Genomic DNA, 16,175 nt, shown 5'->3' with positions numbered 1-16,175 from the left:
TTTACGTTGAAACTGAGACAAGACTGTATTATCTAGTTAATGTTTTTCTTTTTTTACATATATCTACAAAGTGAATAGAAAACAAGTTGTTCCACATACTTATATTTCAAATAAAACAAAACTCATTGTTTTTTATGACTTTTTCTTAATTTTAAATTGGCAGCCTAAATTTAATGCGTATAATTCCTCTGCAGATAGCGAAATAATCTACGACACTATAGCAACACTTTACGCAAGTTCAGTCATCGACAAAGACGTAAAGTGATTCAATTGGAGAAGTTACCATGCATCAGTTCGAAGCTAATTTTGACGGCTTAGTCGGACCCACACACAATTACGCAGGCTTATCTTTCGGCAATGTTGCTTCGAAAAGCAATGCGAATGCAACAAGCCATCCTAAACAAGCGGCATTGCAAGGTTTACAAAAAATGAAAGCCTTGTCAGATATGGGCATGGTACAAGGTGTATTAGCGCCACAAGAGCGTCCTGATGTGTATGCCCTCAGAAGACTTGGCTTTACTGGCAATGACGCGACTGTCATGCAGCAGGCATACAAACTAGCCCCTCATATATTTCTCGCTTGCTGCTCAGCTTCTAGCATGTGGACTGCTAATGCGGCAACGGTATCACCGAGTGGTGATACCGCTGATGGTAAAATTCATTTCACCCCGGCTAATTTAACCAATAAGTACCATCGTTCTCTCGAACCAGAAGTTACAGGCAGGATTTTACAAGCCACGTTTGCCGATCCTGAGCACTTTGTTCACCACCTTCATTTACCTGAAAACGAACATTTTGGCGATGAAGGTGCTGCCAACCATACTCGTTTTTGCCATGATTATGGAGGAAAAGGCGTCGAATTATTTGTCTTTGGTCGCTACGCTTTTGACGATTCAAAACCTGCACCACGCAAATTCCCAGCTAGGCACACATTCGAAGCTTGTGAAGCTGTCGCGCGCTTACATGGGCTTTCTGAAGATACGGTAGTGTACGCTCAACAAAACCCAGCCGTGATTGATTCAGGAGTGTTTCACAACGATGTTATCGCCGTTGGTAACCAGAATGTGTTATTTTTCCATGAAAAAGCCTTTTTAGACACGACTAAAATGAAAAAAGAAATTCTCTCAAAATTAGGGTTTGACGATTTTCATTTTATTCAAGTCGATGAATCCGACGTGAGTGTAGAAGAGGCGGTCAAAACCTATTTATTTAATACACAGTTGATTCGCCTGCCAAATGGAAACATGTCAATTGTGGCCCCTAAAGAGTGTGAAAATAGCGAAAGTGTATCGCGCTACCTTAGCAAACTCATCACTCAAAATACGCCGATTAAAGAAGTGCATTATTTTGACGTAAAACAAAGCATGCAAAATGGAGGTGGTCCCGCCTGCTTGCGTTTAAGGGTTGCACTAACGGAACAAGAAAAGAATAAAGTGAATCCACATACTTTGATCACTGAACATAGCTATAACGCTCTTTGTGCTTGGGTGAATAAACATTACAGAGATGAGTTACACGTAGCTGATTTAGTTGACCCTCAACTCCTTATTGAGTCTCGTACTGCCCTTGATGAGCTTACTCAACTTCTCAACTTAGGCAGTGTTTATCCTTTTCAACGCTAAGCCCTTTCATTAAACTAAAAATAAAAAACCCCTCTTATTGAGGGGTTTCTTGTGTGCATTCCTAACTAGTTAGGATCCGAACAATCAAACGCACTACCAAATGGATTCGCTGGTGGAGCCTTATTCTCATCATTGATATCGTTGGCTTCAATAGGTAATGTCAGTGTTTGACTGTCTCTTGCCTCACTACCGGAGCTTTGACCGAATACCGCTATTTCAACTTCAGCCCATAGCGCGAATTGTCTGGGGTATCTGAGTTCTAAGGTCGCTTGCCCTGAAGCATTAGTACGACTAATACCATCTTGAAAACTAATTGTACCGATAATTCCCGGTGTTAATTCACCATCTCCATTGACATCCTCACCGGCATCGAGGCGACCGTTATTGTTAATGTCTTCGTTGTCACAAGTCGCAGTAATGAATCTAACCCAACGGTCAGAATCAGCATCATATTGATAAAAACCCTTCTGATATGTGCCACCGCTGCTAAATTTCACTGGCGTAGATGACGCAGTTAACTCGGCATTTTCAACTGGGCGTCCAACAGAATCGCTTACAAATACAGCAAACTCTTTTAGATACGTTGAGGAATCTGGAGATTCAATCTCTGCGCCAGTACCAATTGAAATATCAAAGGCTCTGTCACCGACCGTTAAATCAACTGAGCTGGATACCCCATCAGCTGAAGCAGTCACAGTGACACCGTCTTCAGCACTGACTGCATTTGAGGTATAAACAGTAGAGGCGATACCGTCGCTCCCTGTAGTTGCACTGTTTGGAGAGATGCTACCACCACTAGAGTCTAACAAAGAGAAGTCGACCACTTTTCCTTTTACTAAATTGCCACTTGGGTCTCTTACGACTGCCGTAATGGTACTTGTTTCGCCCTCAGGTCCGATTAAATCAGGCGTCGCATCAACAAAAATACTTTGCACTTGTGAAGCAATAAATTCAACATTAGCTCTGGCTGTTACTTGATTTCCATTGTTGTCAGTCCCAATCGCTGAAATTGACGCAGGGCCTGCAAACGCTGAAGATATTGAGAATGTCGCGATACCAGCATTGTTGGTTACTATATTTGGTGTAGCGATGTCACCACGAGAGGTCGTTACTACTACATCACCGCCCACAAACGCAGCGTTATCTTTAAACCAACGCACCGAAATATCTTGCGCTGTGTTTAAGGGAATATCATCACTTGGTAATGACGAGAAGGTGAAATCATCTTGCTGAACGGTCACTTCAAAGGAACCTTCTGCATTTAAAGCAGAGGCTGTAATGGTACTTACACCTGATACATTGGCCGTAAAGTTCACTAACACCTGACCATTTGCACCCGTCAAAGGTGAGTTGTTATCTAAACTACCTGAAGATACTGATAATTGGACCGTTTGGCCAGAAATGCCATTACCTTCAGAATCAATTAAATTCACTGTTAGTGGGACTGAATCGTTAATAATAGCAGACGATGCACCGTTTACTCTCACTTCCGTACCAACAACTTCCAAAGTCAAATCATCAGTTAATGATGCTGTGCTAGCTGACACGTTTATGGTGCGATTCATTTGATTATTTGCTGTCGTTAAGGTTGCTGTAACAATACCGGAAGCGTTACTTACGCCGTTATCATCTACGCTTAACGACGCGCCATTGTCTGCCGAGAAAGAAACATCAACACCTTCTAACAGGACATTTTGCTCATTTTTTACAACCGCTGTAAGAATGACTGAGTCAGAACCACTCGATTCCATTTGCACCTGACTAGAAAACAGCTCCAACGTAGCAGGCACTACTTGTGTTTGTTGAGTACCGGTTGATGAAAAGCCAACGTTAGCAGATGTGGTATTCGATCCAATCTCGATTGAGCCAGTGACTAAGGCATCGCCTCTCAATTGCCCTACTTCCAAACCGATTTGAGCAACACCATCGGCGTTAGTTAACGCTGTTGAAGAGTCATTATCGAAGTTAGCTAAACCAGTGGAGCTCATGGTAAAAGTCACTAGAATATCATTTACAGCCGCACCGCCTGTTGCGGTTACCGTCGCTGTAACTACTAGTGGATTACCTTCGCTCACTTCATTAGTTGCTGTGCCATCAGCATCAGCAATAGTTAATGTCACCGCATAAGACACGTCTGGAGATTGATCTGGGTCATCCGGAGTGTTGCCACTGCCATCTCTGGTCAGCTCATCACCACCCCCACATGCTGCAAGCATAATGGTGGATGCCAAGACTAAAAAGAATTTCATAAACGCCTTCATTTAAATACCCTACTGAGTTGTCGCTAACAAATTAGCTTTTTGAACAGCTTACCTAATCAATAAATGGTTTAGCTTTGAGGCTAGAATTGGTAATCTTTACGTATACGGACGAATAACGAAAACAACAAGGTCTATATATGCAAAATTCCAACGCTAAACTCAGTCTAACCTCTAGAATCTTTATCGGCATGATTGCCGGAATCCTGATTGGGTTTACACTGCAACTTGGTAACTATCTTAACGGAGATCTTGATTTTCAGGTATTCTCAATCACGTTTTCTACGTATGGATTTTTCGTAGAAGGTATATTTCACGCCGGAGGTAAGATCTTTATCAACGCGCTGAAAATGCTCGTGGTCCCTTTAGTCTTCGTGTCTTTGGTGTGTGGCACAAGCAGTTTGTCTGACCCTTCCAAACTGGGTAAGTTAGGGGGCAAGTCGATAGCATTGTATATGTTCACGACATTTGTTGCCGTGACTTTCGCCATGACATCCGCCTTACTATTTAAACCGGGAGCTGGTTTTCAGGCGCCAAGTGATACACCAGAGTATGTAGCCAAGGAAGCCCCCTCTTTAGTTCAGGTAATTATAGACATGGTGCCAAGCAATCCGATCTCCTCTATGGCAGAAGGTCAAATGATACCTATCATCGTGTTTGCTATTCTCTTTGGTATTTCCATGTCTTACGCTGGCGAGGCAGGTAAACGTCTTTCAGGTTTCTTTAATGACCTTAACGAAGTCATCATGAAGATAGTGACTATTGTGATGAATTTTGCACCATATGGCGTGTTTTGTTTAATTGCCAAACTAAGTGCAACAATAGAATGGCGAGACATTTTTGCTATAGGTGCATATTTCTTTAATGTGTTAATTATTTTAATTCTGCATGCCATTATTGTTTACCCTCTTCTATTAAAACTGACAACAGGTCTCAATCCACTTATCTTGTTATCTAAACTAAAGGAAGTCGCCGCTTTTGCTTTCAGTTCAGCAAGCAGCAGTGCGACACTTCCACTAACAATTGCAACTGCAAGGCAGAAACTTGGTGTGAGCCGTTCAGTGTCTTCATTTACCTTACCTCTCGGCGCTACCATCAATATGGATGGAACCGCTATAATGCAAGGTATCGCAACAGTATTTATCGCTCAGGCCTACCAAGTCGACTTGTCTACTGTTGATTTATTAATGGTGGTTCTTACCGCAACATTGGCATCTGTTGGAGCCGCGGGTGTACCAGGTGTAGGCTTAATACTGCTTGCTGTTGTTTTGCAACAAGTGAACTTGCCGGTTGAAGGGATAGCGTTAATTATTGGTATTGACAGATTACTCGATATGACACGCACGGTCGTTAACGTCACTGGTGATAGCACCATAGCAACCATCGTTGCTAAAACCGAAGGTGAATTAGATGAAGATATCTATCACGATAGAGCACTTGCGAAGCAAAAAAGTGTCGTTGAATAGCCCAAATCGACCAAAAGCATAATGATACATAAAGGCCTCTTCAGCAATGAACAGGCCTTTCTTATATCCACCACAAACCTAGGCTAGAGAAGTAGCCGGATCAACATTAGCGGCCTTGTGAGCCGGATACAATGTTGCTAGTACACATAAGACAATCGCTAAGAAATAAGTGGCAATAACATCAACAAGCTGCAAATCGGAAGGAATAAAGTTAATAAAATAAACGCCGTCGCCCAGCAAGCTAAAGTTAAATAGGGTTTCAATAAATCCGCTAATCTCTGCTAAATAAATAGCTGACAGTACACCGAGTATAGTCCCAACTGTGGCGCCATATAAGCCATTGATAAGACCTTTTATAACGAATACTTGACGTAAGAGCTTATTTTCCGCCCCCATACTTTTCAAAATAGCGATTTCTTTGGTTTTTTCTTTTACTGACATTACTAGCGACGATACGATATTAAAACAAGCCACGCAGATCACGAGAATTAGAGTGATGTAAACAACGGTGCGAACCAACTGAATATCTTGATACAAGTGACCGTTAGTTAAGGTCCAGTCGGACATATAAACGACTTGTTTGAAATCGTAACCATATTCTCTAATAAGCTGACGTCCCAAGAAAGGATCGCTGAGTTGAAATTCGATATGACTTGCCCCACTTTCTATCTTTAAAGCAGACGAAAGCGTTTGCTTATTCATGATGCCAACAAAATCATCGACTTCACCGCCTAAAGATATTTCGCCCAAAAATTCTAACCAAATCGCTTTTGGTGCTTGAAATGATAGATCGGCGCTAGCACTTGGCAACAATAACTGCACTTTATCACCAGGCACGATAGAAAGCGTCTCCACGATGCCAGAACCAAGGTATATCCCTTTTGGTTGGGCCGCAAATACCTCAGGGGCCAATGCAAATGCCGGTTTATTCTTTATATAGTCTGCGTCTACACCTTGTATTTCAACAGACTTCATTTTGGCGCCTTTTTGTAGCAAACCAGAAGCTTTGGTGTAAGAAAATACGGCACGCACTCGGGGGTCATTCTGGGCTTTATTAATTGTTTCTTGGTCTAGGTAAACACCCTGTTCAGACGCTGCAATAAATTCAGCATGAGGAATATATGACAAGAGTGTATTACGTAATTCTTTTTCGAATCCGTTCATTACTGAAAGGAGCAAAATAAGAACGAAACACCCTAAACCAATACCGATGGTTGAAGATGCTGACACGAAGGAAATAAAGCCACTTTGTTGTTTGCTTTGACGAAAACGATTAGCAATAGTGAGCGCGAGAAACAAAATTAGCGTCCTTTTTCATCTGGAAGTAATTTACCTTTAACCAAACGAAGTGTGCGGTCCATTTTTTTTGCTAAGCGCTCATCATGCGTGACTAGTAGAAATGCTGTGGCGAACTCTTTATTGATATCTTCTATCAGGGCATAGATAGACTCTGTATTTTTATCGTCAAGGTTACCCGTTGGCTCATCTGCGAAAATCATTTTAGGTTGGTTGACCAAAGCTCGAGCTATCGCTACTCGCTGCCTTTCTCCACCAGAAAGTTGATTAGGTTTGTGCTCGACACGATTCTCCAAACCAACTCTTGCAAGCAGTTCAGTAGCGTGTTTAAGCGATTGCTTTTTGTTGTCACCTTTTATAAACAATGGCATTGCCACGTTTTCGGCTGCAGTGAATTCAGGAAGCAGGTGATGAAATTGATAAACGAAGCCAAGTTCGCTGTTTCTAAATCTGGCTTGTTGCTTTTTTGACTTAGCAAAAAGTGCTTGGTTTTGATAGAAGACTTCACCCGAGTCTGGTTGGTCTAGTGTGCCTAAAATATGTAGTAAGGTACTTTTACCAGAACCTGAGGCGCCTAAAATGGCTACTTTTTCACCAGGGGATATGGAAAAATCAACGTCTCTTAAAATTTGGAGATCTTGGTTTGCGTCGGAATAATGCTTATTTATTTTTTCACAACGAAATAATGAGTCTGTCATTTAAATTAAAAATTGGCTGTATGTAATCAACTGAATATGGATAGTTTACAGGCTTGCGCGCTAGGAACAACAAAATATGAGGAAAAGATGATTGAAGTATTGTCTTTGCAATAAATGGCGGAGTGGACGGGACTCGAACCCGCGACCCCCGGCGTGACAGGCCGGTATTCTAACCAACTGAACTACCACTCCGCAGTGGTATGTGCTTTTGCTTGTTTAATATGAGATGACAAATGGCGGAGTGGACGGGACTCGAACCCGCGACCCCCGGCGTGACAGGCCGGTATTCTAACCAACTGAACTACCACTCCGCTGAAGATGTCATCTTGTTTGTTAAATGGCGGAGTGGACGGGACTCGAACCCGCGACCCCCGGCGTGACAGGCCGGTATTCTAACCAACTGAACTACCACTCCGCTTTAACAAGCAAAATCAATGAGTTACATTTTTCCGAAGAAGCCTGTCCCTGCATTGCGGCGCAGATAATACGGTTTCAGTCTTATTGAGTCAACAGCTTTTTTAAAAACATTGTTTTCTTGCGCGAATTTTAGGCAAAGCGGTGACCTTCTATTCACTTTCTTTTTTCCCCGATGTCGCTTCTTCGGTTTTTGCTGACTTCTTAGGAATAATGTTTTTTATTTTACTCAACAAAGACGATGCACTTTCTTGCAATCTCATCAAAATATTATCGTTGGGATTGTTCCGCTTATTGATAATTAAAAATAGGCTTAGACCACCAAAAATAAGAATACACAAGTTAATCGCAATCACTACTGTAAACGTGTCAGCAGCAGACCACTCAGGTTCAATCGGTTCAGCAAATGGTTGCAAGTCCAGTGAGGGGCTCGCACCCTCTATCTCAGCCTCAGGAACAGGCTCTGGTTCAGGCGGTGGAGGTGCTTTCGTAACAAATGTATGTTCTGGCACATCAATAATCACATCGCGCCCATTCACCGTTTCGGCAAACGTGGTGATATTAATCCTGTAAATCCCGAAGCTATCGTTTAGCACCTTCACCTTTCGTGCCTCACTACTCAGTTCAGTTAACGAAATATTATCTGTTTCGCCATTGGGGCGCTTTATTTTTCCATCGACTAAGAGCGAATCTAGCTTAATATGCTCGGGGTCAACATCAATGAGAATTACATGTTCCCCCTCATTCGTTTCGTCGATAATTGTCTCGATTCGAATAGGATTTTTATGCAATATCACTGTTTCGTTGATTTGTTCTCTTGTGTACATTGGGGTTCGAATACTAAAAGTAGGACGCCACTCACCACTTGGGATACTGAGATTAAATTGCCCAGTAAATACTCCGTCGGCCGCTACTTCATCAAAACCTTCACCATTATCTTGGAAGCGCGCAATGGTGCGAGAACCTAAGCCAAAATTTTCATAATTGGGATTATTATTACTGACAAAGTCGATGCTCAAACTGACAACATCTCTAAACGGAGAGAAATCGACTTGTTTTCCTGCGTTTCTTAGTACTGCGGTTTGCTTAATGATTTCGCCTGAGTAAATATTTGGTGGTATCGGCTTAGCATCTAAGACGATATCTGCGATTACCATAATTTTACTGCCATCGAGCACTTGGCCAACTGCTTGCCAAGGGCCAGGCATTGGCTTTTTAATCGAAATCATGTCGTAGGTTTCGGTTTCATACCAACGCAACATATTGTCGTCGTCGTCATCCTCCAAGAACACTTTGGAGCCGTCCGGTCGCACTAGCACAATAGGTGAAGAACCTGGCTCTCTAAAGAACACCATTGTGACTTCATCGACATCGTTATCAATACGGAAGCGGTTGCCGAGCAGTTGAATGCTATTTTGAAATTCGTTGCCCAATTCAATAATCGCTGGGCCACTTCTTTCTTTCTCTTCTTCGACCTGCTCTTTATTCTGCAAGAGCATATCAAGATCAGGCGATCGTTCGTCTTGCGCGAATGCACCAACGACACAAAACAAAACCATATACATACTTGCAATGGTTTTAGTGACCAGCTTGGATTGAGTGGAGCGTGGCCTAGTCAGCTGAAACGTCGCGCCATACCACTGTTGAAGATTTTTTTTCAATTTTATCTAAATATGCCTCATGATTACTTAGTTCATCGGCAGATGCTTTCACAACCTTTAAGGAACCTGACACATTAACTTTGCGAGGCGCATTTTTCTTTTGAGGATCGCTGCCTTCAGATTCATGAGCCCAACTCATGGCCGTTTGTCCGCCCGTCATCCATAAATAAACTTCGGCAAGAATTTCGGAATCCAGCAGAGCGCCATGATAAGTACGATGAGCATTATCAACACCATAGACTTTGCATAAAGCGTCAAGGTTATTTTTTTGACCCGGACGTTGTTGTCTAGCTAGAGCTAATGTATCTAAAACCGTGCACACTTCACTCGTTTGCGAAATGGAGCATCGATTGATTTGAAATTCATTGTCCATATGGCCAATATCAAAGGGCGCATTATGTATGACTAATTCCGCACCTTTGATAAATTCGATAAATGCTGGTGCTATTTCCTTAAAGCTTGGTTTGTCTTTCAGAAACTCATTGGTTATTCCATGCACCGCAATCGCTTCTTCTTCTACTTCCCGCATTGGATTAATATACTGATGATAGGTGTTGCCAGTCAGCTTTCGATTAATCATCTCAACACAACCGATTTCAATAATACGGTGACCTTCTTTTGGGTCTATACCGGTTGTTTCTGTATCTAACACTATTTGACGCATTTTTTCTTCTTCTATTTTTAAGTTGCGGGTAAAAACGTACAGCAAAGGTGAACAGACCCTAGTATACTTCGCAGCAGTTCACGCAGACAATGATAAATAAGACTTAATATGAAAAAACTGAAAATTTACACAGATGGCTCTTGTCTGGGTAATCCGGGTCCGGGTGGATATGGTGCCCTCTTGATCTTTAATGAACACAAAAAGCGCTTATCCAAGGGTTACAAATTAACCACAAATAATCGGATGGAGTTACTTGCGCCTGTGGCAGCTCTCAATAGTTTGAAAGAAAAATGTCAGGTTGATTTATATACGGATAGTCAGTACGTCAAGAATGGTATTAACCAATGGATTCATAATTGGAAAAAGAATGGATGGCGTACCAAGGATAAAAAACCAGTAAAGAATGCTGATTTATGGCAGCAACTTGAAGAAGCGGTTTCAAAGCACGATGTAGACTGGCATTGGGTTAAAGGTCACTCTGGTCAGCCTGAAAACGAAGAAGTCGATGATTTGGCGCGCGAAGCAGCGAGCGGCAACGCATTACATACAGACGAAGAATATGAGCAAAGCCAATCATGAGTACTATTATTTTAAAAGAAGGGCGCGAGAAATCGATGTTGCGCCGTCACCCTTGGATATTTGAGGGCGCTATTCAGGAAACTCAAGGCCGTTTAAAGATAGGTGATACTGCAGACGTGCTAGCGAGCGATGGCACGTGGTTAGCAAAAGCAGCCTTCTCCCCTCACTCTCAAATTCGCGCCCGAGTATGGTCGTTCACGAAGTCAGAAGCCATTGATAACGTATTTTTTAAACGAAAAATAGAGCAAGCCATAGAACGCAAGCGTTCTATACTAGAAAAACATCAAACCAACGCATATCGTCTCATCGCAGCTGAAGCGGATGGTTTACCAGGTATTACTATTGATGTCTACGACAATGTCGTAGTTTTACAATTACTTAGCGCTGGCGCTGAGAAACACAGAAACAAAATTGTTTGGGCATTAGAAACGCTTTTCCCTGAGGCGATTATTCACGAGCGCAGCGACGTTGATGTCAGAAAAAAAGAAGGTCTTGAACCTCTCATCCAAACGCTCAAAGGTGAACTGCCAAAGACAGTCACTATTGAAGAAAATGGCATAAAGATAATTGTCGATTTAATAAATGGCCATAAAACTGGCTTTTACTTAGATCAACGAGAGAACCGTCGAATTGCTGGAACTTACTGCAAAGACAAGAGTGTCCTTAACTGCTTCAGTTTCACTGGGACATTCGGACTGTATGCCTTAGCCGCAGGTGCTACGGATGTGATCAACGTAGACGCTTCTGAATCAGCATTGGAAATGAGCAAACAAAACCTGTTAGTGAATGACTTGCCTTTAGAAAAGGTAGCGCATTTGAAGCGAGACGTGTTTGAACTCCTCAGGGAGTATAAAGATCAAGGGAAACGCTTTGATGTTATCATTTTGGACCCACCGAAATTTGTCGATGGCAAGCATAACTTAAACAAGGCATCGCGCGGTTACAAAGACATCAATAGATTAGCGCTGTCTTTATTGAATAAAAATGGGGTACTTCTAACCTTTAGTTGCTCTGGCTTGATGTCTCAAGACTTGTTTCAAAAGATTGTGGCAGATGCTGCTTTAGATGCACAAACAGACGTATTCTTTACCCAACGTTTATCGCAGAGTGAAGACCATCCTGTGAGCGGTAATTTTCCGGAAGGGTACTATCTAAAAGGCTTAGTTTGTTCTGTATAGTAAACATCGTGCGCTGCTAGATTATGCAGCGCATCCCTACTTCATCTCACTTATTTCAACACCCACCAAACAGGCATTTTCACCCTCGGCTTGACAGCGAAGTACTTTCGCCTTTGCACTCAATGAAGGAATTTGGTCGCTATTTGACTCAATGGAAACCTCTAGTAGTGTACCAATCTCCATAGATGCCTGCTCTATTTCCAAAGACATGCCTGTGGCACTGATATCTTTACAAATAGCGGGAATTGTCCTTTGTGCCGGGTCGTCTAGCATTGCTAGCTCACAAGGTGAATTTACCATCATTCTATAGAAATTGCGTTTGTCGTCGTAGCCTAACATTTCATACTCCGGACTTTATTATTGTTTGCAACTCAACAATCAGAACTTGCATCGTGTAGTACCTTTATATTGTGCCTCGGAATATAAGTCAACAAAGAGACTAAAATTCAGCCAATTTATTGGTAATACGCTTCAACGATATTGGCATACTTGTCCCCAATTGTTGTGCAAATAAAGACACCTTAAACTCCTCTAGCATCCACTCAACTTCGTTCAACTGATTTGTCGCTAGTCCTTGCTTCTTGTATTTACTCAGCACTTCTTGATATTTGCTATCCGCTTTCTCAACCTCTAGTTGATTCAATCGGTCGCGATTAGGGTCAACTTTCAATTTATCCATACGCTGTTGCAAGGCAGTGACGTAACGGTTCCAATCATCTAAACGGTGTATACCGAAATCAAACACAAAACCGCGATAAACTAAGCGGGATAATTGCGCTTTTATCGCACCAATACTATTTAGCATATTCAAAGGAATATTCCCCTTACACTGCTTCTGTATTTGATGAGCAACCGTCAGGCCTTTTTCAATTTTGGTAGCGATTTCCAATGCGGTATCATTAATATGTTCCCGCACTATTTCACACACTGCTTGAAAGCTTTGTTTATCTCTGATTTGTTGTTTTGTTTTAACTTCAAATTCACGCACCAGTTGGTCGATTGCAGCCATGATAATATCGTCGATTAAGATTGAAATCTGCCCAAATGGGTTGAAATACAAACTGAGCTTGGCTTTATTAGGCAGCTTTTGCTGCAAAAATTTTAAGGGTGAAGGTACAGTATTTTTTATCAATTGATACACACCTAAACGATGCTGCTCACGTGCCGTATTTATGTCGTCCAATAAAACGATATCGACCTTATTGTTGCGCTGAACAAGGGCTGGATAAGCTTTGATCTGATAGCCGGCATGTTTTTGCTCAAAAGATTCTGGCAGTGAATTAAAATCCCATTCTAATAGACCTTGTCTTTCTAAATCTGGCGTTGCAACAGATTCAAGCGTTTGCTTCACTTTCCCCTTTAATAGACCTTGTAGAGTCCTTAAACACTTTCCTTGCTTTTGTACCTTGCCATTTTCATCCACAATGGAAAAATTCATTCGTAAATGATTAGGCAAAACCAGTTCTTCAAAATCTTCTTCCGTTAACAACACACCCGTCATTTTTCGTAATTTACGGCTGACGGCTTCAATCAGGTTAACAGGCCCGCCATTATCATCGGTGGGCTGAATATCAGCTAAGCATGCCTCTGCGAAATTAGGCGCCGGTACAAAATTACGTCTCAGTCGCTTCGGTAGCGCCTTGATTAATGCAACGATCAATTCATGTCGGAAACCCGGTACTAGCCAATCAAAACCAACATCTTTCACTTGGTTTAAGAGCGGTAAAGGAATATTCACGTTTACCCCATCATTATCAGCATTCGGTTCAAATACATAACTTAAGGGTAGTCGGATATTGCCTTGTCTCCATTCATCCGGATAGTCTCTATCATGGATATCAGAAGCATCCTTTTTAAGCAAAGCATCAATATCGACGTCTAATAAAGTCGGTGATTTATGTGCTTCTTTCTGCCACCATTTTTTAAATGTGACATCATTGCAAACCTCGTTAGGTATTTTATCTTGATAAAATAAACAGAGATCATCTTCGTCTATGAGTAAATCACGTCGCCTTGATTTCTGCTCTAAGGTTTCGACTTCAGCAATCAGGGCTTGATTCTTTTTCAGGAAGGCATAACTCAGTCGTGTGTCGCCATTAACCAAAGCTTCGCGGATGAAAATTTCACGACACAAGGCTGGATCTTCATTTGAGTAATTCTGTAAACGCCTAGAAACTATCGGTAAACCAAATAAATTGATGGTTAAATACGCCATCACCGCACCCTTATTTTTGCTCCAATGCGGTTCTGCAAATTGTTTATTGACCAAATGAACAGATATAGGCTCCAACCAACGAGGGTCGACTTTTGCTACATTCCTTGCGAACAATTTAGAGGTTTCAACCAGTTCCGCAGACATGATCCATTTGGGACTGCTTTTACTTAAGCCTGACCCCGGAAAAATCATGAAGCGCGTATTTCTTGGGCCTAAATACTCTCTGTTTTTATCTTTCATCCCGACTTGAGATAATAAGCCAGTTGCAATACTGGTGTGTATAGATTCGTAGTTAGCTTCGCTACTATTCAGTCTATAACCTACTTCGACTAGGGATTTTTTCATCTGACTGACAATGTCTTGCCATTCTCGCATACGAAGATAGTGCACAAAGTGCTGCTTGCACCATTTACGTAACTGCCCATTACTCAATGCTTTCTGCTGTTCAGCGAAGGCTGTCCATAAGTTTAGTAGAGAAATAAAATCTGAATCTGCATCCGCAAAGTCTTTATGCTTTTCATCTGCAGCTTGCTTTTTATCTTGAGGACGTTCACGAGGGTCTTGCACACTCAGCCCCGCGGTAATTATCATGACTTCCTTGGCACAATCTCGCTCAGCAGCAGCGATTACCATTTTGGCATAGCGTGGGTCAACCGGTAGTCGAGCAATTTTCCGACCTAAACTGGTTAATTTGACCTTGCCATGCTGACGCTGGATAGCAAGAACTTCTTCTAACAACTTCATGCCATCATTAATATTCTTATCGTCAGGCGGTTGCACAAACGGGAATTGACTCACATCTCCCAAGCCCAAGGCCAACATTTGGAGGATGACGGAAGAGAGATGAGTTCTAATGATTTCCGGGTCTGTAAACTCTGGTCGAGAAAGGAAGTCTTGTTCACTGTAAAGTCGAATACAAATACCATCCGATACACGCCCACAACGCCCTGCTCGCTGATTTGCAGATGCCTGCGAAATAGCCTCAATGGGTAAACGCTGTACCTTGCTGCGATGACTATAACGAGACATTCTAGCCAAGCCAGGATCAATCACATATTTAATACCTGGAACCGTCAGCGAGGTTTCAGCAACGTTCGTTGCTAAAACAATCCGGCGTCCCGAGTGAGACTGAAAAATACGGTTTTGTTCCGCCGCAGATAAACGCGCATACAAGGGCACAATTTCCGTATTTCGATAATGCTGTTTAGACAATAAGTCTCGTGTGTCTCGAATATCCCTTTCACCGCTTAGAAAAATCAGAATATCACCGGGTTTTTCCCGCATGAGTTCATCGACAGCATGCACTATCGCAGAACTTTGGTCGGTATCGGCCTCTTCCTCACTCCCTCCTGAGCTTGGGTCGTGATAACGAATCTCGACGGGGTAAGTTCGCCCGCTAACTTGAATGATTGGCGCATCGTCAAAATGTTTGGAGAAGCGCTCAGGGTCTATTGTCGCCGAGGTGATGATTAATTTTAAGTCTTTTCGTTTAGGTAAAAGTTGCTTGAAGTACCCCAATAAGAAATCGATATTTAAACTACGTTCATGAGCTTCATCGATGATGATCGTGTCATATTGATTCAGGTAGCGATCTTGTTGGATTTCTGCCAGCAAGATTCCGTCAGTCATCAGTTTAATATGGCTATTGTCACCCACGTTGTCGCTAAATCGGACCTTGAAGCCAACCGCTTGACCTAATTCACTTTCTAATTCTTCAGCAATACGAGACGCAACGCTTCTTGCCGCCAAGCGTCGGGGTTGTGTATGCCCAATAAAACCAGCAACGCCTCGGCCAAGTTCTAGGCACATTTTTGGAATTTGGGTGGTTTTCCCCGACCCCGTTTCACCAGCAATAATGACCACTTGATGCTTAGATATAGCCTCTTTAATGTCGTCACGTTTGTCTGCTACGGGCAAGTCAGGATAATCAATCGAAGGCACACTTTCAGCACGAGACTGCCTCGCTAGCTGAGACTCATCGATGCTGTGCAAGAGTGCCTCAAAAGAGGCGAGTTTCGTATCGCTATCAGCTAAGCGACTTAGCTTTTGATACTGCTTTGAAAGTCGAAAGCGATCCTTTAGAAGGCAGCGTTCTAAGGCGTCATTAATTTTAAACTGCATTTA

At 42.3% G+C, this 16,175-nt stretch carries 11 protein-coding genes and 3 tRNA genes; 4 read left to right on the top strand and 10 right to left on the bottom strand.

Annotation, left to right across the window (positions count from 1 at the left end):
- The first annotated feature begins 284 nt into the window (after positions 1–284).
- On the top strand, positions 285–1,622 hold the full coding sequence (astB, locus tag RM556_RS01370) for an N-succinylarginine dihydrolase (RefSeq protein WP_311373670.1): 1,338 nt from the start codon (positions 285–287) through the stop codon (positions 1,620–1,622).
- A 65-nt stretch (positions 1,623–1,687) separates the two neighbouring features.
- Here astB and RM556_RS01365 read toward each other — a convergent pair whose 3' ends face one another.
- Complete coding sequence (locus RM556_RS01365) at positions 1,688–3,871, bottom strand: Ig-like domain-containing protein (RefSeq protein WP_311360153.1); 2,184 nt, start codon at positions 3,869–3,871, stop codon at positions 1,688–1,690.
- A gap of 149 nt (positions 3,872–4,020) precedes the next feature.
- On the opposite strand from RM556_RS01365, the gene RM556_RS01360 reads away from it, so the two are divergent.
- Entirely contained in the window at positions 4,021–5,346 is a 1,326-nt protein-coding gene (locus RM556_RS01360; protein ID WP_311373669.1) for a dicarboxylate/amino acid:cation symporter, read from the top strand.
- A gap of 78 nt (positions 5,347–5,424) precedes the next feature.
- Here the strand turns inward: RM556_RS01360 and RM556_RS01355 are convergent, their stop codons facing one another.
- The 7 genes from RM556_RS01355 to dnaQ all read right to left on the bottom strand — a co-directional run bounded on the left by RM556_RS01355 (position 5,425) and on the right by dnaQ (position 10,079).
- Positions 5,425–6,645 (bottom strand): FtsX-like permease family protein, encoded by a 1,221-nt coding sequence (locus tag RM556_RS01355; protein WP_311373668.1) that lies wholly within the window; start codon positions 6,643–6,645, stop codon positions 5,425–5,427.
- Between the two features lie 2 nt (positions 6,646–6,647).
- Positions 6,648–7,340 carry a lipoprotein-releasing ABC transporter ATP-binding protein LolD gene (gene lolD / locus RM556_RS01350; protein WP_311373667.1) on the bottom strand — a complete coding sequence of 231 codons (693 nt, stop codon included), beginning with the start codon at positions 7,338–7,340 and terminating at the stop codon, positions 6,648–6,650.
- A gap of 115 nt (positions 7,341–7,455) precedes the next feature.
- Positions 7,456–7,532: transfer RNA gene (locus RM556_RS01345), tRNA-Asp, on the bottom strand.
- Positions 7,533–7,574: 42 nt separating this feature from the next.
- Positions 7,575–7,651 (bottom strand) — tRNA-Asp (locus RM556_RS01340).
- Between the two features lie 27 nt (positions 7,652–7,678).
- Positions 7,679–7,755 (bottom strand) — tRNA-Asp (locus RM556_RS01335).
- 151 nt (positions 7,756–7,906) lie between these two features.
- The gene (locus tag RM556_RS01330; protein ID WP_311373666.1) at positions 7,907–9,415 is read right to left on the bottom strand and encodes a TIGR03503 family protein; all 1,509 of its coding nucleotides are present in this window, start codon (positions 9,413–9,415) and stop codon (positions 7,907–7,909) included.
- Entirely contained in the window at positions 9,366–10,079 is a 714-nt protein-coding gene (gene dnaQ / locus RM556_RS01325; RefSeq protein WP_311360148.1) for a DNA polymerase III subunit epsilon, read from the bottom strand. The genes RM556_RS01330 and dnaQ overlap by 50 nt, the downstream gene beginning before the upstream one ends.
- A 108-nt stretch (positions 10,080–10,187) precedes the next feature.
- Here dnaQ and rnhA point away from each other — a divergent pair, with 108 nt between their 5' ends.
- Both rnhA and RM556_RS01315 read left to right on the top strand, forming a co-directional pair.
- Positions 10,188–10,658: a ribonuclease HI gene (rnhA, locus tag RM556_RS01320; protein WP_311360147.1), complete on the top strand. Its 471-nt coding sequence runs from the start codon at positions 10,188–10,190 to the stop codon at positions 10,656–10,658.
- Positions 10,652–11,836, top strand: coding sequence for a class I SAM-dependent rRNA methyltransferase (locus RM556_RS01315; RefSeq protein ID WP_409220040.1), 1,185 nt, complete (start codon positions 10,652–10,654; stop codon positions 11,834–11,836). Before rnhA ends, RM556_RS01315 begins: the two co-directional genes overlap by 7 nt.
- Positions 11,837–11,872: 36 nt before the next feature.
- On the opposite strand, the gene RM556_RS01310 is transcribed toward RM556_RS01315, so the two are convergent.
- Together RM556_RS01310 and hrpA are read right to left on the bottom strand one after the other, a co-directional pair.
- Positions 11,873–12,175 (bottom strand): PilZ domain-containing protein, encoded by a 303-nt coding sequence (locus RM556_RS01310; RefSeq protein WP_311360145.1) that lies wholly within the window; start codon positions 12,173–12,175, stop codon positions 11,873–11,875.
- 100 nt (positions 12,176–12,275) lie between these two features.
- Positions 12,276–16,172 carry an ATP-dependent RNA helicase HrpA gene (gene hrpA, locus RM556_RS01305; RefSeq protein ID WP_311373665.1) on the bottom strand — a complete coding sequence of 1,299 codons (3,897 nt, stop codon included), beginning with the start codon at positions 16,170–16,172 and terminating at the stop codon, positions 12,276–12,278.
- Positions 16,173–16,175 lie beyond the last annotated feature (3 nt).

This window comes from Alteromonas sp. W364 (genome assembly GCF_031846205.1).
GTDB lineage: Bacteria > Pseudomonadota > Gammaproteobacteria > Enterobacterales > Alteromonadaceae > Glaciecola > Glaciecola blandensis.
The sequence above is the reverse complement of the archived record's forward strand: the minus strand, read 5'-3'. Positions and strand labels throughout refer to the sequence as shown.